The 19,584-nt window shown below is 64.0% G+C and carries 18 protein-coding genes; 9 read left to right on the top strand and 9 right to left on the bottom strand.

The genetic code is table 11. The annotated features are described in order from the left end of the window. Positions 1-386: 386 nt before the first annotated feature. Positions 387-605 (bottom strand): YdcH family protein, encoded by a 219-nt coding sequence (locus tag F3J17_RS19315; protein ID WP_167062100.1) that lies wholly within the window; start codon positions 603-605, stop codon positions 387-389. Positions 606-805: 200 nt separating this feature from the next. Here F3J17_RS19315 and F3J17_RS19310 point away from each other — a divergent pair, with 200 nt between their 5' ends. Continuing rightward, on the top strand, positions 806-2,341 hold the full coding sequence (locus F3J17_RS19310; protein ID WP_167062097.1) for a CHAD domain-containing protein: 1,536 nt from the start codon (positions 806-808) through the stop codon (positions 2,339-2,341). A gap of 83 nt (positions 2,342-2,424) precedes the next feature. Continuing rightward, complete coding sequence (locus F3J17_RS19305) at positions 2,425-3,309, top strand: TOBE domain-containing protein (protein ID WP_167062094.1); 885 nt, start codon at positions 2,425-2,427, stop codon at positions 3,307-3,309. A gap of 48 nt (positions 3,310-3,357) precedes the next feature. Here the strand turns inward: F3J17_RS19305 and F3J17_RS19300 are convergent, their stop codons facing one another. Continuing rightward, entirely contained in the window at positions 3,358-4,077 is a 720-nt protein-coding gene (locus tag F3J17_RS19300; protein ID WP_167062091.1) for a phosphatase PAP2 family protein, read from the bottom strand. Positions 4,078-4,335: 258 nt separating this feature from the next. On the opposite strand from F3J17_RS19300, the gene F3J17_RS19295 reads away from it, so the two are divergent. Next, positions 4,336-5,523, top strand: coding sequence for a PHB depolymerase family esterase (locus tag F3J17_RS19295; RefSeq protein WP_167062088.1), 1,188 nt, complete (start codon positions 4,336-4,338; stop codon positions 5,521-5,523). Positions 5,524-5,660: 137 nt separating this feature from the next. After that, positions 5,661-5,840, top strand: a complete 180-nt coding sequence (locus F3J17_RS19290; RefSeq protein WP_167062085.1) for a DUF3563 family protein — start codon at positions 5,661-5,663, stop codon at positions 5,838-5,840. Between the two features lie 64 nt (positions 5,841-5,904). Here the strand turns inward: F3J17_RS19290 and F3J17_RS19285 are convergent, their stop codons facing one another. The 3 genes from F3J17_RS19285 to F3J17_RS19275 all read right to left on the bottom strand — a co-directional run bounded on the left by F3J17_RS19285 (position 5,905) and on the right by F3J17_RS19275 (position 8,258). Continuing rightward, on the bottom strand, positions 5,905-6,708 hold the full coding sequence (locus F3J17_RS19285; protein WP_167062083.1) for a BPSS1780 family membrane protein: 804 nt from the start codon (positions 6,706-6,708) through the stop codon (positions 5,905-5,907). Continuing rightward, complete coding sequence (locus F3J17_RS19280; protein WP_167062081.1) at positions 6,699-7,709, bottom strand: homoserine kinase; 1,011 nt, start codon at positions 7,707-7,709, stop codon at positions 6,699-6,701. The genes F3J17_RS19285 and F3J17_RS19280 overlap by 10 nt, the downstream gene beginning before the upstream one ends. A gap of 144 nt (positions 7,710-7,853) precedes the next feature. Then, the gene (locus F3J17_RS19275; protein ID WP_167062079.1) at positions 7,854-8,258 is read right to left on the bottom strand and encodes a hypothetical protein; all 405 of its coding nucleotides are present in this window, start codon (positions 8,256-8,258) and stop codon (positions 7,854-7,856) included. A gap of 209 nt (positions 8,259-8,467) precedes the next feature. On the opposite strand from F3J17_RS19275, the gene F3J17_RS19270 reads away from it, so the two are divergent. Next, positions 8,468-9,994 carry an AMP nucleosidase gene (locus F3J17_RS19270; RefSeq protein WP_167062077.1) on the top strand — a complete coding sequence of 509 codons (1,527 nt, stop codon included), beginning with the start codon at positions 8,468-8,470 and terminating at the stop codon, positions 9,992-9,994. 8 nt (positions 9,995-10,002) lie between these two features. On the opposite strand, the gene F3J17_RS19265 is transcribed toward F3J17_RS19270, so the two are convergent. After that, complete coding sequence (locus tag F3J17_RS19265; protein WP_167062075.1) at positions 10,003-11,166, bottom strand: fumarylacetoacetate hydrolase family protein; 1,164 nt, start codon at positions 11,164-11,166, stop codon at positions 10,003-10,005. Between the two features lie 250 nt (positions 11,167-11,416). Between F3J17_RS19265 and F3J17_RS19260 the strand changes: the two genes are divergently transcribed. Then, entirely contained in the window at positions 11,417-12,184 is a 768-nt protein-coding gene (locus F3J17_RS19260) for a glutamine amidotransferase (RefSeq protein ID WP_167062073.1), read from the top strand. Between the two features lie 12 nt (positions 12,185-12,196). On the opposite strand, the gene F3J17_RS19255 is transcribed toward F3J17_RS19260, so the two are convergent. Beyond that, on the bottom strand, positions 12,197-12,724 hold the full coding sequence (locus F3J17_RS19255) for a chromate transporter (RefSeq protein ID WP_167062071.1): 528 nt from the start codon (positions 12,722-12,724) through the stop codon (positions 12,197-12,199). Next, positions 12,721-13,323, bottom strand: a complete 603-nt coding sequence (locus tag F3J17_RS19250; protein WP_167062069.1) for a chromate transporter — start codon at positions 13,321-13,323, stop codon at positions 12,721-12,723. Before F3J17_RS19250 ends, F3J17_RS19255 begins: the two co-directional genes overlap by 4 nt. Positions 13,324-13,418: 95 nt before the next feature. Here F3J17_RS19250 and F3J17_RS19245 point away from each other — a divergent pair, with 95 nt between their 5' ends. Continuing rightward, complete coding sequence (locus F3J17_RS19245) at positions 13,419-14,324, top strand: transcriptional regulator GcvA (protein ID WP_167062067.1); 906 nt, start codon at positions 13,419-13,421, stop codon at positions 14,322-14,324. An 84-nt stretch (positions 14,325-14,408) separates the two neighbouring features. On the opposite strand, the gene F3J17_RS19240 is transcribed toward F3J17_RS19245, so the two are convergent. Continuing rightward, positions 14,409-15,167 carry a TIGR00730 family Rossman fold protein gene (locus tag F3J17_RS19240; protein ID WP_167062065.1) on the bottom strand — a complete coding sequence of 253 codons (759 nt, stop codon included), beginning with the start codon at positions 15,165-15,167 and terminating at the stop codon, positions 14,409-14,411. Between the two features lies 1 nt (position 15,168). On the opposite strand from F3J17_RS19240, the gene polA reads away from it, so the two are divergent. After that, positions 15,169-17,970: a DNA polymerase I gene (gene polA, locus F3J17_RS19235; protein ID WP_167062323.1), complete on the top strand. Its 2,802-nt coding sequence runs from the start codon at positions 15,169-15,171 to the stop codon at positions 17,968-17,970. Between the two features lie 219 nt (positions 17,971-18,189). Next, positions 18,190-19,533, top strand: coding sequence for an NAD(P)/FAD-dependent oxidoreductase (locus tag F3J17_RS19230; protein WP_167062062.1), 1,344 nt, complete (start codon positions 18,190-18,192; stop codon positions 19,531-19,533). Positions 19,534-19,584: the final 51 nt, after the last annotated feature.

The raw sequence follows: 19,584 nt of genomic DNA, 5'->3' as shown, positions 1-19,584 counted from the left end.
GAGGGGCCGCCGTTACGAGACACGATACAGGCAACACGGCTGGTCATAAAAACTCACCGACCACCCAACCCCAACCTCAAACCGCCCGACTCACCGGCAACGGATCAACTGCCCAATCGCCTGCTATTGCGGCTCGTATCCGCAAACTTATAAAGCACATATCGAAGCGCATTAAAACGCGCGCGCTTCTCGCCGTCGGAATACACAGCCGATTGGGGCGCATCTGTCGTATCGATCGGTGCAAATTCCCATCACTCTGACCGGGCCAGACGTTCAGGCATCGGCTCGGATGGATGCCCTCGCGCGGCGTGCCAGTGAGCGTGCCGCGTAACGAGAGATGGCTGAAACAGACTTGGAAGAGAAGCGCGTGACGCCCAGATTCAGGTTCAGGCGTTGCTGTTCTTGCGCAGGATCGTGTACAGCGAATCCTTGAGGTGCAGCTTTTCTTTCTTGAGATGTTCGATGGCCAGGCCATGCGTGGGAACGATGCCCGCTTCCATGTTCTTGATCTGCTGATCGAGTTCGTTGTGACGATTGAAGAGTCGCGCGAAGTGTTCGTCGTGGACCTTGAGGTGCGAGATCTGTTCTCTATATTCGGGGAACACTCAATACTCCTTATGAAATGAGATGAATCAAAGCGATATCTCGACATTTTTCCACTTCCGCTGTCGCTCGATGTTGATCGCCGTCAGTCTGCGCAAGCGAAAGGGCGACCTGCGGCCGATCGTTTCAAAAATCCCACGTCGTGTACTATCGGGGCGGTAACGCGGTCGCCTGGTCGCGTTAACGAACCCACGGAGCATTCATGGTCCGTCGTCTGGAACTCGTGCTGGATGTTGTCGCTTCGGCTGCCCGTTCGCCCGATTGTGCGGCGACGTTGTGCGCTGCATTACCGTCTCTCGCGGCATGCGCCGAAGCTTCCGACGCAGTCTCGATCGTCACGTTCGACCGTGACGGCGCGCTCGCGAAGGCGGGTTGGCGGATTGCAGTCGAAACCCGCGGATCGGCGCATTGCGTTGTTGTGTCCAGCAGGCGCGAATGGACGCCCGGTGTCGTCGTCGTCGAGCCGATATTTTCGGCGCATCTCGAAACGGAGGGGCTCGATGGCGCGCTTTTCGACGCCACGCCCCAGGCGTTTCGCGAGGCGCTTGCAGCCGCCGGTCCGCTTGCTGCGTCCGCCGTGCTCACGGCCGCGCGGCGCGTCTGGGCGTGGCCGCGCGACACCGCAGGCGTAGAGCTTCAACTCGATGCCGATGTGCGCGCGCCACGCGACGAAATGGCGCGGCTGCATGAACTGCGCGTGAGCGTCCCATGGCCTGAGGAAACGCCGCCCACGCCGCTCGTCGATGCGCTATTCGCCTGCGCGCACGAACTGGTCGATGCGCTGCCCGCGTTTGTGCGCGTGTCCGATGCGTTTGATCGCGCGGCGCAAGGCAGTCTCGTCGGCGACGAGCAGGCGGTGCATGCCGCGCCGGTCGATTTGCGTGGCGCGTTGAGCGTGCAGCAGGCGCTGGTGGCAATTTGCGCCAATATCAGCGCGCAATGGTTCGGCAACGATGCGGGCGTGCGCGATTCGGCCAATACGGAGTTCATCCATCAAATGCGCGTTTCGCAGCGGCGTCTGCGCACGGCCATGCGCATCTTCTCGCACTGGCGGGACGAGACGTGGCGCGTGCGCATCGAGCCCGATCTCAAATGGATCGGCGCGCTGCTTGGCGAGGCGCGCGATCGCGACGTTTTCGTCGAATCGACCTTGCCCGCGCTAGCGTCCGCCGACAAGGATTCCGCGTGCTGGCAGGCCGTGCGCGACGAGGCCGAAGCCGGGCGGATGGCCGCGCGTGCCCGGGTGAGCGAGGCGCTGGCTTCGCTGCGCTATGCGCACGCGGCGCTCGCGTGGCTGCAATGGCTGGCGAACCTCGCGCAGCACACGGTCGAGCCGGACGAGGCCGCCGCATCGCTGCATCGCCACGCGAAGAAGCGCATTCGCCGCTATTACGAGCGGCTTGCGCAGGCGCAAAAGCTCACCGCCATCGACGAGGCGAGCCGTCATCGCGTACGCATCAACGCCAAGTATCTGCGCTATACGCTGGAGTTCTTCACGTCGGTCACGTCGCGCCGCACGCGCACGGAAACCGCGCGCACGCTCGCGCGGCTGCAAGGCGTGCTCGGCGACGGTAACGATGCGGCGGTGGCGCTGGGCTTTCTCGATCGCATGGACGCCGAACCGTATCAGCTGGGTTTTGCGCGCGGCTGGTGCGAGGCGGTGAAGCGCTATACAGCGAAAGAGGGCGAGCGGCTGTTGCGCGAGTTGCGTCCGCCGAAGGTCGCGCGTGGTGCTTGAGTTGCGTTTGAGCGGACTCATGCGTTCCGGTGAGCGAAGCGTCGTCTCTATAATCGGCGTCTGCAAAACAAGGGCGTCCCGTGATGAATTCCGCTTCCCCGAATCCTTCTGATTTCGATTCCAACGATCACAGCGCGACGCCTGGGCTGGGGCTCGGCGGCTCGGTCTGGTTCCAGGCGGGGCCGCAGATGCTTGGCGGCAGCGCGCGCATCGCGCTCCTTGCGGCGATTCGCGATAGCGGCTCGATCACGGCCGCAGCCAAGGCCGTGGGCATGAGCTACAAGGGCGCCTGGGATGCCATCGACGCCATGAACAATCTCGCTGGCGAACCGCTCGTGGTGCGCGCGACCGGCGGCAAAGGCGGCGGTGGCACGACGCTCACGACGCGTGCAATGCGTCTGATCGAGACATTCGCGGCGATCGAGCGCGAGCATCGGCGCTTTCTGGAACGCGCGGCGGCGGCGGTGAGCGCGCTGGATGTCTATGCGGGGCACAGCCTGCCTGGCGATCTCGCCGTGCTGGGCCGCTTTGGTCTGCGCACGAGCGCGCGCAACCAGCTTTATGGCACGGTCGCGGCACTCGCACGCGGTGCGGTCAACGACGAAGTCTCGATTACGTTGCCGGGTGGCCAGCACCTTGTTGCCAACGTCACGCGCGAGAGCGCCGAGGCGCTGGGCCTCGCCGAAGGCGCGGCGGTTGTTGCGCTGGTCAAGGCGTCGTCGGTGGTGCTGGTGGCTGGCGGGGCCGAGGCGGCGGCGCGGCTGTCGGCGCGCAACCGCTTGAGCGGTGTGGTGAGCGGTGTGCGGCGCGGCGAGGTCAACGCCGAGGTGACGCTCGAACTGCCCGGCGGCATCGTGATTGCCGCAGTTGTCACCGATGTCAGCGTCGAGGCGCTAGGTCTTGAAGTCGGCGTAAACGCGACCGCCGTTTTCAAGGCGTCGAGCGTGCTGCTAGGTGTGGGGAACTAAAACTAGAACGCAGAGCCCGGCGGCGCGAGCCATGCGCCGCCGCTGTCGTCACGCGTGGTGCTGGGCGACCGGCGTGAGCGTGTCGCGCGTTTGTGAGATCGGCGCGATCGGCGTGCCCGGCGTGCCCGGCGTACGGACGGGCCGGTTGGCCTTCCACTTGGCGCGCATATAAGGTTGATCGTGGCCGGAGACGGTCAGGGCGATATCCGTGACCCAGCGGTGCGTGGGCACGCGCACGTCATGCAGGGCGATGGTGAGGGCGGCGAGGCTGATCGTCACCACCGCCGTGGAAATCCCGCCCGAGCGTGCTTCCCACCAGTAGCGCACGAACACCAGCGCCGTCAGCGCGCCGACGATGGTGCCGGTCACCGCCTCGGAAGGCGAATGCGCGTCCAGCACGACGCGCGAGAACGCCACTACCACGCCCACCACGAGACCCAGCGCGACGCCCGCCGCGCGCAGCTTGGGCCGCGCGCCTTGCAGCATCAGGAAGAAGGCCACCGGATAGACCGAGGTGGACATCATCGCGTGGCCGCTCAGGCCCGTGAAATCGTACGAACGCACCCCGACGCCCCAGCCGAGGAAGGCGATTTTCGTCAACGTGACGAGTCCGATTGCCGCACCGAGAAGCGCCAGCCAGCTGGCCGCCATGCGCCATGAATAGCCTGCGGCAAGCCACAGCGCGATCGCGAACGCCAGCGGAAACGTGAGTCCCGCGCCACCAAGGTTGGTGATGGCGGTCCAGAGGTTGAGGGGCAAGTCGGGCATGAGCGGGCGCCGCCACGGCGCATTGTTAAGTGGGTGTCCATTCAGTAACGCACCAGCGGCAGGTTGCGCCGACAAGTGCATCGCGAGATTTCCAGTATAGCCGCGATTCATTGCGCTTAATGCGCCGCAGCGAACGCCAATTTCGCTTTAGAACTCATTCGACTGCAACGCTGTCAGATTGATGTTATTGTGCATCGCACAACGAGCGCGGCGGCTGCATATTCGCTGCGTATCCGACCCCCTTAAAAGAGGCCTTTGATGACGAAAGATCTGACGAAGCTGTGGACGGGTGGCATGCGACGTCTGTTCGCCATCCAGAATCGCGCGGCGCGCACGGCGCTGCGTGAAGCCGGCTTGCGCGCGTCCGACGCACAGGCGTTGTGGCTGGGCGCGCAGGCCGCCGCTGCGCAGGCCGCCACCGCGCCCAGAACCACTGCAGAAAACCCTCAACCGCGCCCGGCAACGGGCGCGCCGGTGCGCGAATCGCGCGTCGGACCCCGCGCTGCAGCATGGGCCGCGGGCACGTGGCAGCGCGCCGAACATTTGCCGAAGGGCGCGTCGCGCGCGCTCGCCTATGGCCTGTATCTGCCGCCGGATCGTCCCACCGCCGGTATGCCGGTCGTAGTGATGCTGCATGGCTGCAAGCAGACCATGGATTCGTTCGCCGAAGGCACGCGCATGAACCTGCTGGCCGACCGTCATGGCTTCGCCGTGGTGTATCCGGAGCAATCGATACAGGCGCATCCGCACCAGTGCTGGCATTGGTACGACGCGCGCCAGCCGGCGGGCGGCGGCGAGGCGGCGGCGATCGTTTCGCTGGTGGATACGCTCGCCGAGGAGCATGGCTTCGACCGTTCGCGCATCTATCTGGCGGGGCTGTCGGCGGGCGCTGGTCTCGCGTCGCTGCTGGCGATGCGTGCGCCGGGCCGCTTCGCCGCGGTCGCGCTGCACTCGGGGCCGGCGTTCGGCGAGGCGCGCTCGGGCGTGGCCGCGCTCGACGTGATGCGGCGCGGGCTGCATCACGAGCCGGCCGCGCTGGTCGACGGCGAGCTGGCGGGGCGCACGCATCCCGGCATGCCGGCGCTGATCGTGCAGGGCGGCAACGACGCCGTCGTGGCGCCCATCAACGCCGAACAACTGACCGCGCAGTTCCTGCATCTCAACGGTCTCGCCGATGACGACGGCGTGCGTCAGGGCGTCGTCTCCCACGAGCACGACGGCGACGGCTACTCGGTCCATGATTACCTTCGCGATGGCGCGAGCGTCGTTCGCCTGTGCCGCGTCGATGCGCTCGATCATGCCTGGAGCGGAGGCGACGATACCGTGCCGTTCCATTCCTCCAGCGGGCCGGACGCCAGCGCGATGATCTGGGACTTTTTCGAAACGCAACGTCGCGCCAAGCCGGACGACGCTTTCGACGGCGAACTGGCCCAGGGTGCAGGCTGATCCTGGCTGCCGCTGCAGCGCGGTTCGCGCACGCCTGCGACAATCCGTATCAATTCAAGGGTTTACCCTAATCAGGGTTTTCCCTATAATAGCTCCATTCCTTACGAGGGCATGTGCCCAGTATCCGGAGCCAGACCATGTACCTGCTTAGCCGCCTTTTCCTGTTCCTCACGAAATCCGCCGACGTCGCCCGCAAGGAGCGCGAAGAAGCCTATCTGGCCGAATCGGCCGATATCTACGATCTGGAATTCCGCATGCGCAAGCTCGATCGCGAGAAGACCGGCCGTCATCCTTCGTGGATGAACCACTACGGCTAAGCCGTAGCAATAAAAACGGGGCGCATGCTGGCGCCCCGTAGATGTGTGCTGCAGCTGTAAACGACTAGCGGCCCGAATCGGGCGCTTGCTCAGCCGGTTTCTCCTGAATGCCGTAGCAGCCGCGGTACGTCGCGTAGAACGAGCAGTAGATCATCGTCGTGACGAGAATCAGCGCCGGCATCACGATCGCCAGCGCGTATTCGCCCGCGCCCAGCGCGCGCAGCAGATTCGACAGGCCGATGGCCACGCCCATCGACAGCGCAAACCACAGCGCGCCGTACACCACGAACGCGCCCTTGTTGCGCCAGCAGCTCACGATGCTGAAGAACATCGCCTTGATGGGCGGCACGTCGTGCCAGGCCGTCAGCACCGGCGCGAACCAGAACAGCATCGACACCGGCAAATAGACCGCCAGCGACGCCAGCACGGCGAGCGGCACATTGCTGTTTTCGATCGCCTCCGTGTCCAGCGTCCCGCCCAGCGTCATCAGACGCAGCAGCTCGCCGCCGTCGACCAGCGCGGACGCCGCGAGCACCAGCGTCATCGCCACCACGTAAATCCCGCCCAGAACGAACAGATGCTTCGTGACGTTAGGTCCGTACGAACGGAAACCGTCCACGAGGATCGTCGGAAACACCGGCTTGCCCGCGATCGTGTCGCGGCACGCGGCCATGAAACCGACCGCCACGCCCGGCACAAAGATGAGCGGCAGCACGCCGCCGATCAGCGGCACTGCCGAGATCAGCGTCATGGCGAGCAGATACGCGAAGAACAGCGTGAGAAACGCCAGCGGATTGCGGCGGAACAGCCAGATGCCCTGGCGGAACCACACATAGCCCTGCTTGGCGGGGACTTCGATCAGTTGCATGAACGGGGCAGGCCAGAAAGTGCTTGAATGTCGCCGGGAGTGACGGCGCGGCGCTCGCGCAGGATGCGCTCGAAATGGCCGGGATCGTGCGGCTTGAGCAGCTCCGCCGAACGCGGCAGATAAAAATCATACAGGCGCGAGACCCAGAAGCGGTACGCGCCGGCGCGCAGCATGTCGCTCCAGTGGGCAATCTCGGCGGCCGTGAACGGGCGCACCGTCTGATACGCGCGCAGCAGCGCTTCGGCGCGAGCCGCATCGAGCACGCCCGTGGCGAGATCGACGCACCAGTCGTTGACCGTCACCGCCACATCGAACAACCATTTGTCGCAACCGGCGAAATAGAAGTCGAAGAAGCCGCCCAGGCGCACCGTATGGCCCGTTGCCGGATTGGCGTGCGCGAACAGGGCATTGTCGCGGAACAGATCGCAGTGGCACGGACCGCCCGGCAGCGACGCGTAGTCGTCGCTCGCGAAGAAGGCCTGCTGGTGCGCGAGTTCGCTCGTCAGCAGATCGCGCTGGGCGCCGTCCAGAAACGGCAGCACCGTCGGCACGTTTTCTTCCCACCACGGCAGGCTGCGCAGATTCGGCTGATCGCCCGCGTAGTCGCGGCCCGCGAGATGCATGCGCGCAAGCATCTGGCCGACTTCGGCGCAATGCTCAACCTGCGGGGCCAGTTCCGGCGCACCGTCGAGCTTCGTGACGATGGCGGCCGGCTTGCCGTGCAGCATGCCGAACAGCGAACCGTCGGCGCGCGGCATCGGGTCCGGCACCGGCACGCTGTGCGACGCGAGATGGCGCATCAGGTCCAGATAGAACGGCAACTGCTGCGCGGTGAGCTTTTCGAAGATCGTCAGGACGTATTCGCCGCGCGTCGTCGTCAGGAAGAAGTTGCTGTTTTCAATCCCGGACTGGATGCCGCGAAAATCGGTTACATCGCCAAGATCGTAGTCGCGCATCCATTGGGCGAGCTGGGTTTCGGTGACAGCGGTGAAGACGGCCATGCGAGAGGTCGTGTGGTTTTCGTAATGGGGCCCGGCTCATATGCACTTGGCAACGTGCAGGCTTGAGGGTCGGGACGGGCTCGAGCGCGCCCGGGCGGGAGGCGGCGCGGACAGCGCACGCCGCCCACGCGCGAGGGCGGTGTGTCAGTAATGCAGGTTGATCGACGGCAGGCGCGTGCTGGCCTGGCCATTCGGGCGCACTTGCGGCGAAGTGTCGGGGTTCGCGCTCATCGTGTAACGCGTGCCGAAGTTCGAATGCACGTTGATTTCGACGGGCTTGCCCTTGTCGCGGTATTCGGTGATTTCGGTGCCGGTCGGGCTCACTTCATGAAAGCTCGGCGTGCGCGGCACGTCGTTGATGTCCACCTTCGAGCTGACCTGTGCAGCCGGACGGTTGATTGCCGCGAGATCGGGCAGACCGGCCCGCTCGTTCTCGGACTGCGCGGACTGGGCCTCGACAGCCGTTTTGGCGTCGTCGGCCGGCGCTGCCATGGCGAGCCCGCTAAACGCAAGCGTCGCGGCGACGGCGGCAAGAAGATGCGACTTCATGGTGATTCTCCGATGGGATTCTCGAATTCTAGCAAATCCGCGCCGCGCCACCCGTCCTGAACCGCTGCATCGGCCTTGTTCCGCCTTGCGCCACCTCATTCCGTCTTGTCCGCGCATTTCCGCGCTGCCTGAAGGGCGATGACGAAGGGCGTTGTCAGAATGTCTCGCTTCCGTGCTAATGTCGTTCAAACGAACCGAGGCGAACGACAATGAACAACGATACCAACCGGCGAACTTTCATGACGCCCCCGCACGACTTCCCGCTCGAAGCCTTCGAAGATGCCGCCGACGCCGTCGCGCGCCTGGCCGCGATTTACGAAGCCAACACGTCGTTCCTGCGCGATGCCTTCGCGCGCTACCGCCGCGGCGAGTCGTTCGAGCGCCGCGTGCGCGCCTGCTATCCGTTCGTGCGCATCCGCACCGAAGTCAACACGCACATCGACTCGCGCCGCTCGTACGGCTTCGTTGCGGGGCCGGGCGTGTTCGAGACGACGATCACGCGTCCCGACCTGTTCAGCAATTACTACCGCGAGCAACTGCGTCTGCTGGCGAAGAACCATCACGTGCAGATCGAAGTGGGCGTGTCGGAGCAGCCGATTCCGGTTCACTTTGCGTTTGCCGAAGGCATCCACCTCGAAGGCGACCTGGACCGCGAGCGTCTTTTCGCGATGCGCGATGTGTTCGACGTGCCCGATCTGGCGGAACTCGACGATCGCATCGTCAACGGTACCTACGAGCCGTTGCCCGGCGAGCCGTTTCCGCTCGCGCTTTTTACCGCGCCGCGCGTGGACTTTTCGCTGCATCGGCTCAAGCACTACACGGCCACCTCGCCCACGCACGTGCAGAACTACGTGCTATATACCAACTACCAGTTTTATATCGACGAGTTCGTGAAACTCGGCCGCGCGATGATGGCGCGTACCGACGACGCCGATCTGCGCAACTATCGCAGCGAATACACCTCGTTCGTGGAGCCGGGCGACGTCGTGACGTACAACGCGAACCTCGGCGAGCAGGACGACGAAGGCACGGCGCCCGCGCGCCTGCCGCAGATGCCCGCGTATCACCTCAAGCGTGCCGACGGCAGCGGCATCACGATGATCAACATCGGCGTGGGGCCGTCGAACGCCAAGACGATCACCGATCACATCGCCGTGCTGCGTCCGCACGCGTGGATCATGCTGGGCCACTGCGCGGGACTGCGTAATACGCAGCGGCTGGGCGACTACGTGCTGGCGCACGGTTATGTGCGCGAAGACCACGTGCTCGACGCCGACCTGCCGCTGTGGGTGCCGATTCCGGCGCTCGCCGAAGTGCAACTCGCGCTGGAGAGCGCGGTAGCGGATGTCACGCGTCTCGAAGGCGCGGAGCTCAAGCGCGTGATGCGCACGGGCACGGTAGCCAGCGTCGACAACCGCAACTGGGAACTGCGCGATCACCGCGAGCCGGTGCAACGTCTTTCGCAAAGCCGCGCGGTCGCGCTGGATATGGAAAGCGCGACCATCGCCGCGAATGGCTTCCGCTTCCGCGTGCCTTACGGCACCTTGCTGTGCGTCTCCGATAAGCCGCTGCACGGGGAACTGAAGCTGCCGGGCATGGCCGATTCGTTCTATCGCGCGCAGGTGGATCAGCATCTGCAGATCGGCGTGAAGGCGATGGAGATTCTGCGCACCAATGGTCTGCATAAGCTGCACAGCCGCAAACTGCGCAGTTTCGCCGAGGTGGCGTTCCAGTAAGGCGTGCGTTACACGAGACCTCGCGCGGCGAGGTTTGCGATGAGCGCGCGCGCACCGAACGTCCATGGTGCGATTTCCGTGCAAAGACGCACGGTGTTGACGATCGCGCCCAGCGGCGGGGCGCTGATCGTCACGCGGTCGCCCAGATGGTGGGTGAAGCCGCCGCCCGCCGTATCGCGATCCTTGATCGGCGAGAACATGGTGCCGAGAAACAGCATGAAACCGTCCGGATACTGATGATGGCGGCCGCACGTCTGCGCAACGAGATCGAGCGGATCGCGGCTGATTTCCTGCATGTGGCTCACGCCTTCGAGCAGGAAATCATCGTCGCTGCCTGCCACGCGTAGTGACACGCTGGTGGCGCGTATCGTGTCGAGCGTGAAAACGTCGTCGAATAGCCGTACGAAGGGGCCGATGGCGCACGAGCCGTTATTGTCCTTGCATTTGCCCAGCAGCAGGGCGGAGCGGCCTTCGATGTCGCGCAGATTGACGTCGTTGCCCAGCGTTGCGCCCACGACTTGAGCGTGGCTGTTGACCGCGAGCACGATTTCCGGCTCCGGGTTATTCCATGCCGATGCCGGATGCAGGCCGATATCCGCGCCAAAGCCCACCGCGGACATCGGCTGCGCCTTCGAAAATACTTCGGCATCCACACCGATGCCGACTTCCATGTACTGCGACCACGCCCCGCGCCGCTGAAGCTCCCGTTTCAGCTTGAGCGCGTCGTCAGAGCCCGGCTTGATTTTTGATAGATCGGTGCCGATCAGACGCGTGATGTCGTTGCGCACGTCCTGGGCTTTGGCGGGATCGCCACCGGCTTGTTCTTCGATTACGCGTTCGAGCAGGCTCACGGCGAACGTCACGCCGCACGCCTTGATCGCCTGGAGATCGCAGGGCGCGAGCAATATCGGCTGGCTCGCTTGCAGGCTCTGTTCGATGAGCGTTCGCACATCGCCGAGCGGCTCACCAGGTGCGTTTCGTACGACGTCGAGCAGATCGGCGCGCTCGAACAGGTCGGCCGTGGTGCGAGCGATTGACGTGATGTCGAAGACCATGCCGCCGCGCACGGCGACGACGCACGGGCCATCGCCTTGCGGGTTGGAGCGCCAGACCCGGCCAACGAGCAGCGCGCGGTCGAGATCGTGCGGAAGATAGCTGGAAATCGAGGGCATGGTAGCGATTCCGAAATGAGGGGGCGCGATAGATCGTAGGGGCGAAGCCCGCATGCGTCCAAAGGAATGACGTGTTGTCCAATCTGTTGGATGACATGTCGATGCGGTATGGCACAGCGCTTGAGGGCCATGTTTCGCTTCGATGCGCGCTTTGCTACCATCGCGGCTCGGCAAAGGCGCTGCGCTGGCGCCGCGCCCGTCGTATCGGACCCCGATTCACCCGTTCCTGATTTCCCAGACTCCTTCAAGCATGATGTCCAGGCCAGTTCTCATTGTCGCGACCGGCAGCACTTTCCCCCAGATCGCGCAAACTCAAGGCGACTTCGGCGCATGGATCGCCAACGGCTTAGGTCAGGCGGTTTCGCACCGGCTGGTGAACGCGCAGACGATTGAAGCGTGGCCCGATCCGTCCGATCTGGCGGGTGTGGTGCTGAGCGGATCGCATTCGATGGTGAGCGACCGCGAGCCGTGGAGCGAGCGTCTGGCGCAATGGCTGACGCGATGCGTCGCCGCGGACGTTCCGGTCCTTGGCATCTGCTATGGCCATCAGTTGCTCGCGCATGCGTTTGGTGGGCTCGTGTCCGATCGTGCGAACCACGAGTTCGAGATCGGCACGCATACGGTCGGGTTGAGCGCGGGCGCCCAGGGCGATCCCTTGTTCGACGCCATGCCGCAACGGTTCGGCGCGCAACTGGTTCATCGGCAATCGGTTGTGCGTTTGCCGGACGGTGCGTTTTTACTGGCGGCCAGTGCAGGTGAAGCCTGCCAGGCGTTCCGGGTCGGTCGCGCCGCATGGGGCGTGCAGTTCCATCCGGAGTTCTCGACGGACGCCATGCGCGCCTATATCCACGCCATGCCGATCGAGGCGCGCGACAAAAATTACGATGCCGACGCATTGAGCGCCGGCGTGTGCGAAACGCCTGACGCCGCGAGTCTTTTGCCGCGCTTCGCGGCCATCGTGCAAGCTCGCGAAAGCAGCGGCGAAATTCATCAGGCTGGGGAACGCGTGGCGGTGTAAAGGGCTGCCGGCCTACTGCCCGAACCCCGTCAGCCCAATCAAACTGCCCGCTGCCAGCAGCCAGAGCGGGTGAATCTTCGTGCGGAACGCCAGTACCGCACACACGCCCGTGATGGCCCACGCGATCCACGAAGGATCGGACGCCTTCGCGATCAGCACCGCGCTGGCGGCCACGAGGCCCGCCGTCACCGGCACGAGCCCGCGCTGCGCGATAAGCCGCCACGGCCGGTCCTTGAAGCGGTCCCACGCGTGCAGCGCCGCGATCGTCACCAGCGACGACGGCCCGAACTTCGCCACCGACGTCACCAGCATGCCCGCCCAGCCGGCCACGTGCCAGCCCACCAGCGTCACGATCATCATGTTCGGGCCGGGCGCGGCCTGCGCGAGCGCGAACAGCGCGCTGAATTCGCTGGCGGGCATCCAGTGATGGACCTCCACGACCTGGCGCTGCATCTCCGGCAGGATGGTGTTGCCGCCGCCGAACGCGAGCAGCGAAAGCTGGCTGAAAATCGTCGCGAGCGCAAGCAGCGTGGCGTTCATTGCGAGGCTCCCGAGCGACGCGCGGCGCGCGCCGCAACCGCAATGCCAATAGGCGTGAGCACCAGCATGGTCGGCAACAGCGGCGTGCGCAGCAGCGCAATGGCGATGAAGCCAAGCGCGGCGATGACGGCGGCGGCCGGATCGCGGCGCAGCGGCAGAATGATCTTCACGGCCATCGACACCAGCAGACCGGCTGCCGCAGCGGCCAGCCCCACGAACAGGTGGCGCACATGCGGATCGTTCTGCGTGCGCTCATACAGCACGCCCAGCCCGATCACCACCAGCGAGGGTCCCGCGATCAAGCCGAGCAGCCCGGCGAGCGCGCCGCGCCAGCCCTGAAAACGCATGCCAAGCGCCACCGAGAGATTGATCACATTGCCGCCAGGCAGGAACTGGCACAAGCCGAGCAGATCGGTGAATTCGGCGCCGGAGAGCCAGCGCCGCTGCTCGACGATGGTGCGGCGCGCGAGCGGCAACGCGCCGCCGAACGAGGTGAAACCAAGGCCGAGAAAGCCCAGGAACAGGTCTTTGACGCTGGGCGTCACGAGCGCGTCGTGGCTATCGACATGCGGGGCGGCGGGGGCGGGATTTGAGTTCATGCGGGAACCTCTGAGACAAGCTGCGAGCGTAGCGCCGAATCGCTGGGCAGCAAAACGATTTTTTGGCCGTTCCTTTGTGATCTAGAATCACAAGCATGGCACGTTCTCTCCCACCGTTTCCCGCGCTGCGCGCTTTCGAGGCCGCAGCGCGGCACAACAGCTTTACCGCCGCCGCGGCGGAACTCCATGTGACTCACGGTGCAATCAGCCGGCAGGTTGCCGCGCTGGAAGCGTGGGTGGGCGTGCAGGTGTTTCATCGGCATGGCAAGCGCGTCGCGCTGACCGAGGACGGGCGGCGTTACCTGGGCGCAGTGCAGGCTGCGTTCGACAATATTGCACGCGCTACGGAACAGCTGCGCGATACCGGCGTGGTTCACGTTTTGCGCGTGAATGCGCTGCCCACCTTTGCGATGAAGTGGCTGCTGCCGCGTCTATCGCAGTTCCAGCGGCTCAATCCCAACGTCGAGTTGCGTCTGGCAACCTCGAATGCGCCAGTAGAAACGCTCGATGCTTTCGATGTCGCTGTGCGGCGCGGCCCCTCGCATTGGCCCGATTGCGAGAGCGGGCACTTTCTCGGCGAAACGGAACTGCCCGTGTGCAGTCCGGCGTTGCTCAAACGCGTGCCGATCGACAACGCCAACGATCTTGCGCGCCATGTGCTGCTGCATTCCGATACGCGTCCCGATGCGTGGCGCACATGGCTCGCGGCTGCGGGCGTCACGGCGAAGTGCCGCAAAAAGCAGTCGTTCGACCATTTCTATCTGGCCTTGCAGGCGGCGGTGGATGGTCTGGGTGTCGCGCTTGGGCCGTTGCCCTTGCTGGACGACGAACTGGCGTCAGGGCGGCTCGTCGCGCCGCTGGCGGGGCCGCATCTCGATGCGCGTGGTTACTGGTGGGTCGCGCGGCGCGAAATCGCCAAAACGCCTATCGTGGCGCAGTTTTGCCGCTGGCTGGAGGAAGAAAGTGGCAGCGGCGCGCAAGCAGCGCGCCTGAAAGCGTGAGGAAAGACATGCAGCGCGCAGGACGCACGCTGCATGTCGATGCGCGGGGCGGGGCGCCCCACGCAGTCCATCAAACGCAATGCATCACAGATAGAACATGCGGTCTTCGTCCGAGTCCGGGCGAGCGGGATGTTCCGTGTCTTCCGCTTCTTCGCCGCTGTCCTCGTAGAACTTCAGCACCGCTTCGAGCACCTGATCCGGATCGTCGATCACCTGCATCAGATCCAGGTCTTCCGGATTGATGAGGCCCATCGGCACCAGCGCCGAACGGAACCACGCCAGCAGTCCTTCCCAGAACTCCGCGCCCACCAGAATGATGGGTACATGGCGCGACTTCTTCGTCTGGATCAGCGTGAGCACTTCGGCCAGTTCGTCGAGCGTGCCGAAGCCGCCCGGCATGACGATCACGGCATCCGAGTTCTTCACGAACGTCACTTTGCGCGTGAAGAAGTGGCGGAATCGCAGTGAGATGTCCTGCCATTGATTGCCCGACTGCTCGTGCGGCAATTCGATGTTCAGACCCACCGATGGCGACTTGCCCGCGTGCGCGCCCTGGTTCGCGGCTTCCATGATGCCAGGGCCGCCGCCGGAGATCACGGCGAAGCCCGCATCCGAGACTTTTCGCGCGATCGTGGAGGCCAGCTGGTAGTACTTTGAGTCCGGTTTCAGGCGTGCAGAGCCGTAGATGCTGACCGCTGGCCGGATCTCGGACAGGTATTCGGTCGCCTCGATAAACTCTGCCATAATCGTGAACATCTGCCACGATGCGCGCGCCTTTTTGGCCGTTGCGCGCTCTTGATCTGCGAGTGAACGCAGACTCGGAATCACTTTTCTCTTGTCCATAATGCCTGAAGAACTACGCGTGGAAACGAAGCTACAAAATCAGCTGGAAGGTAAGACCCTGTTGCTGGTCGACGGTTCTAGCTATCTCTATCGGGCCTTCCATGCGATGCCGGATCTGCGCGGTCCCGACGGCGAACCCACAGGTGCACTCTACGGCATCATCAACATGCTGCGTCGTATGCGCAAGGACGTTACGGCAGAGTATAGCGCGTGCGTGTTCGATGCCAAGGGCAAGACGTTTCGTGATGACTGGTATCCCGACTATAAGGCCAACAGGCCTTCCATGCCGGAGCCGCTTGCGGCTCAGATCGAGCCGATCCACGCGGCGGTGCGCGCGCTCGGCTGGCCGCTCCTGATGGTCGAAGGCGTGGAAGCCGACGATGTGATCGGCACGCTCGCCGCCCAGGCGGAAAAGCTCGGCATGAAGGTGATCGTCTCCACGGGCGACAAGGATCTCGCGCAGCTCGTGACCGATCACGTCACGCTCATCAACACGATGACGAACGAACTGCTCGATCGCGAAGGCGTGATCGCGAAGTTCGGCGTGCCGCCGGAGCGTATCGTCGACTATCTCTCGCTGATCGGCGATACGGTCGATAACGTGCCGGGCGTGAACAAGTGCGGCCCGAAGACGGCGGTGAAGTGGCTCACGCAATATGGCTCGCTCGACGGCATCGTCGAACATGCCGACGAAATCAAGGGCGCAGTGGGCGGTTATCTGCGCGACGCGCTCGACTTCCTGCCGATGGCGCGCAAGCTCGTCACGGTGGAAACGGCTTGCGATCTCGCGCCGCATCTGGAGTCGATTGAAGCGTCGCTTGGCACGCGTCCCGAAGCGCGCGAGGAAATGCGCGATATCTTCGCGCGTCACGGTTTCAAGACCTGGCTGCGCGAGATCACTGAGGCTTCGGAACAAAAGCAGACGGTGCCCGCGGCAACGACTGGCAATGCGCCGGAAAAAGACGCCAACGTGCAGCCCGCGCTGTTCGTCGATGCGCCGCGCAATTACGAAACGATCCAGACGTGGGAACAGTTCGACGCCTGGCTCAGGAAGATCGAAGCCGCGAAGCTCACCGCGTTCGATACGGAAACCACGGCGCTCGATCCGATGCAGGCGAAGCTCGTGGGTATGTCGTTTTCGACCGAGCCGGGCAGCGCCGCCTATCTGCCGCTCGCGCATCGCGGGCCGGATATGCCGGAACAACTGCCGATCGATGAAGTGCTCGCGCGTTTGAAGCCGTGGCTCGAAAGCACGCAGCACAAGAAAGTCGGCCAGCACATGAAGTACGACGAGCAGGTGCTGGCGAACTACGACATCGAACTCAATGGCGTCGAGCACGACACGCTGCTCGAATCGTACGTGCTTGAATCGCATCGCACGCACGATATGGATAGCCTTGCGCTTCGCCATCTCGGCATCAAGACGATCAAGTACGAAGAGGTTGCGGGCAAGGGCGCGCAGCAGATTGGTTTCGATGAAGTTTCGCTGGAAAAGGCCGCCGAATACGCAGCCGAAGATGCGGACGTCACGCTGCAACTGCACCTCGCGCTTTACCCGCAGATCGAGCCCGAAAAGGGCCTGCAATACGTGTATCGCGATATCGAGCTGCCCACGGCGCGCGTGCTGCGCAAGATGGAGCGCAACGGCGTGCTGATCGACACGGAACGTCTGGAAAAGCAGAGCGCAGAGATCGCCGTGCGTCTGGTCGAGCTGGAAAAAGAGGCCTATGTGCTGGCGGAAGGCGAATTCAACCTCGGTTCGCCCAAACAGATCGGCCAGATTTTCTTCGAAAAACTGCAACTGCCCGTTGTGAAGAAAACGCCGAGCGGCGCGCCTTCCACCGACGAAGAAGTGCTGCAGAAGCTCGCGGAAGATTATCCGCTGCCCAAGCTGCTGCTCGAACATCGCGGCCTCTCTAAGCTCAAGTCGACCTACACCGACAAGCTGCCGCGCATGGTCAATCCGCAGACGGGCCGTGTGCATACTAACTATGCGCAGGCCGTGGCGGTGACGGGCCGTCTGGCTTCGAACGATCCGAATCTGCAGAATATTCCGGTGCGCACGGGCGAAGGTCGACGCATCCGTGAGGCGTTTATCGCGTCGCCGGGCTGCAAGATCGTTTCCGCCGATTACTCGCAGATCGAACTGCGCATCATGGCGCATATTTCGGGCGACGAATCGCTGCTCGCGGCCTTCGCGCGCGGCGACGATATTCACCGTGCGACTGCCGCCGAAGTGTTCGGCGTCACCGCGCTGGAAGTCAGCAACGATCAGCGCCGTATCGCCAAGGTGATTAACTTTGGCCTGATTTACGGCATGAGCGCGTTTGGTCTCGCGTCGAATCTCGGCATCACGCGCGATGCGGCGAAGCTTTATATCGACCGCTATTTTGCGCGTTATCCGGGCGTGGCTCGCTACATGGACGAGACGCGTATGGATGCGAAGTCGCGCGGTTACGTCGAGACCGTATTCGGCCGCCGCCTGTGGCTGCCCGAAATCAACGGCGGCAACGGCCCGCGCCGCCAGGCTGCCGAACGCGCCGCCATCAATGCGCCGATGCAGGGCACGGCTGCGGATCTCATCAAGCTCTCGATGATCGCGGTGCAGAAGTGGCTCGACGAGCGCAAGATCGGCACGAAGATGATCATGCAGGTGCACGATGAACTGGTGCTCGAAGTGCCGGATGCAGAGTTGTCCGAAGTACGTAAGTGCCTGCCGGAACTGATGTGCTCGGTGGCGAAGCTCAAGGTGCCGCTCGTCGCCGAGGTGGGTGTCGGTGCGAATTGGGAAGAGGCGCATTGACGCACTCACATTGCGAAATCGTGATGTTGGACAAGCAGTGAGCGCACAGGTGGCCACGCACAAGTAGGGCATGCACATGACCTCAATGTGAGCTTCACATCTTGCCGCCGCGCGTCCCGTCCGCCGACAATGAGACGAAGGCCGACGTCGTCGCGCTTCATTGCGTGAAGCACGCGAGCGTCGGACCTTCTAACGCCCATCGACATGCACGGAGAATTTATGCATCGTTTTATCGTTGTAGGTGGGGGCGCTGGCGGGCTGGAACTGGCGACCCGATTAGGCGACCGTTACGGCAAGGTGGGCCGTGGCCGCCAGCCGCGCGCGACGGTCACCCTCGTCGACCGCAATCCAACGCACATCTGGAAGCCGCTGCTGCACGAAGTTGCGGCGGGCAGCATGGACCCGTTCACGCAGGAGCTCGAATATGCCGCGCAGGCGCGCTGGCATGGCTTCGAGTTTCAGCAGGGCGAACTGGTTGAACTCGATCGCACTGCCAGGCGCATTACGCTTGGCGCGGTACAGGACGAAGACGGCGCGGCGATGCTGCCGGTGCGTACGCTCGAATACGACACGCTCGTGATTGCCATCGGCAGCACGACGCACTTCTTTGGCGTGCCGGGCGCGGCGGAAAACTCCATCGCGCTGGATACCGTCGAACAGGCTGAACGCTTTCGCAAGCGCCTGATCGCGGCGTGCGTGCGCGCGGAGCATCAGACCGATCCCGTCATCACGCGCGATCACGAAGGCAAGGAAGAGCCGCGCGTGCAGGTGGTGATCGTCGGTGCAGGCGCAACGGGTGTGGAGTTATCCGCGGAGTTGCGCAATACCGCACAGGTGTTGTCGGCTTATGGCTTGCACAAGCTCGATCCGAGTCATGACGTGGGCATCGCAGTGATCGAATCGGGGCCGCGCATTTTGCCGGCGCTGCCTGAACGCGTGTCGTCGGCGACGGCGGAATTGCTGGAGAAGCTCGGCGTGCGCGTTCTCACCGGCGAGCGCGTGACCGAGGTCGCGCCCGGTGTGGTGCGTACCGCAAGCGGCAAGGCCATCCGCGCCGATCTCACCGTCTGGGCCGCAGGCATCAAGGCGCCAGCGGTGCTTTCGCAACTCGATGGTCTCACGGTCAACAAGCTCGGCCAGTTGATCGTGCGGCGCACGCTGCAAACCGAAATCGACGATAACGTCTTCGCGCTGGGCGACTGCGCCGCGTGCGTATGGCATGGCACCGATCGCAATGTGCCGCCGCGCGCCCAGTCCGCGCATCAGCAGGCTTCGTTCCTGTTCAAGTCGATGGGCAATCTGCTCGATGGTCGGCCGCTGCCTGAATTCACCTATCGCGACTTCGGCTCGCTGGTGTCGCTGGGCCATTTCAGCGCGGTCGGCAATCTGATGGGTGGCCTGATTGGCGGCAGCATGCTGATCGAAGGGCTGTTCGCGCGCTTCATGTATATGTCGTTGTACCGGCTGCATATCGCCGCGCTGCATGGCTATGCGCGCATGATGCTCGACACCGTCGCACACTGGCTGCGGCGCACGACGCTGCCGCGCGTCAAGCTGCACTGATTTCACCTATGCGCCTGCGGGCGCATTTTTTTATGGCGCTGTTTCTATCGC

The sequence above is a fragment of the Burkholderia sp. Ax-1719 genome (assembly GCF_011753055.1).
Lineage (GTDB): Bacteria > Pseudomonadota > Gammaproteobacteria > Burkholderiales > Burkholderiaceae > Paraburkholderia.
The sequence above is the reverse complement of the archived record's forward strand: the minus strand, read 5'-3'. Positions and strand labels throughout refer to the sequence as shown.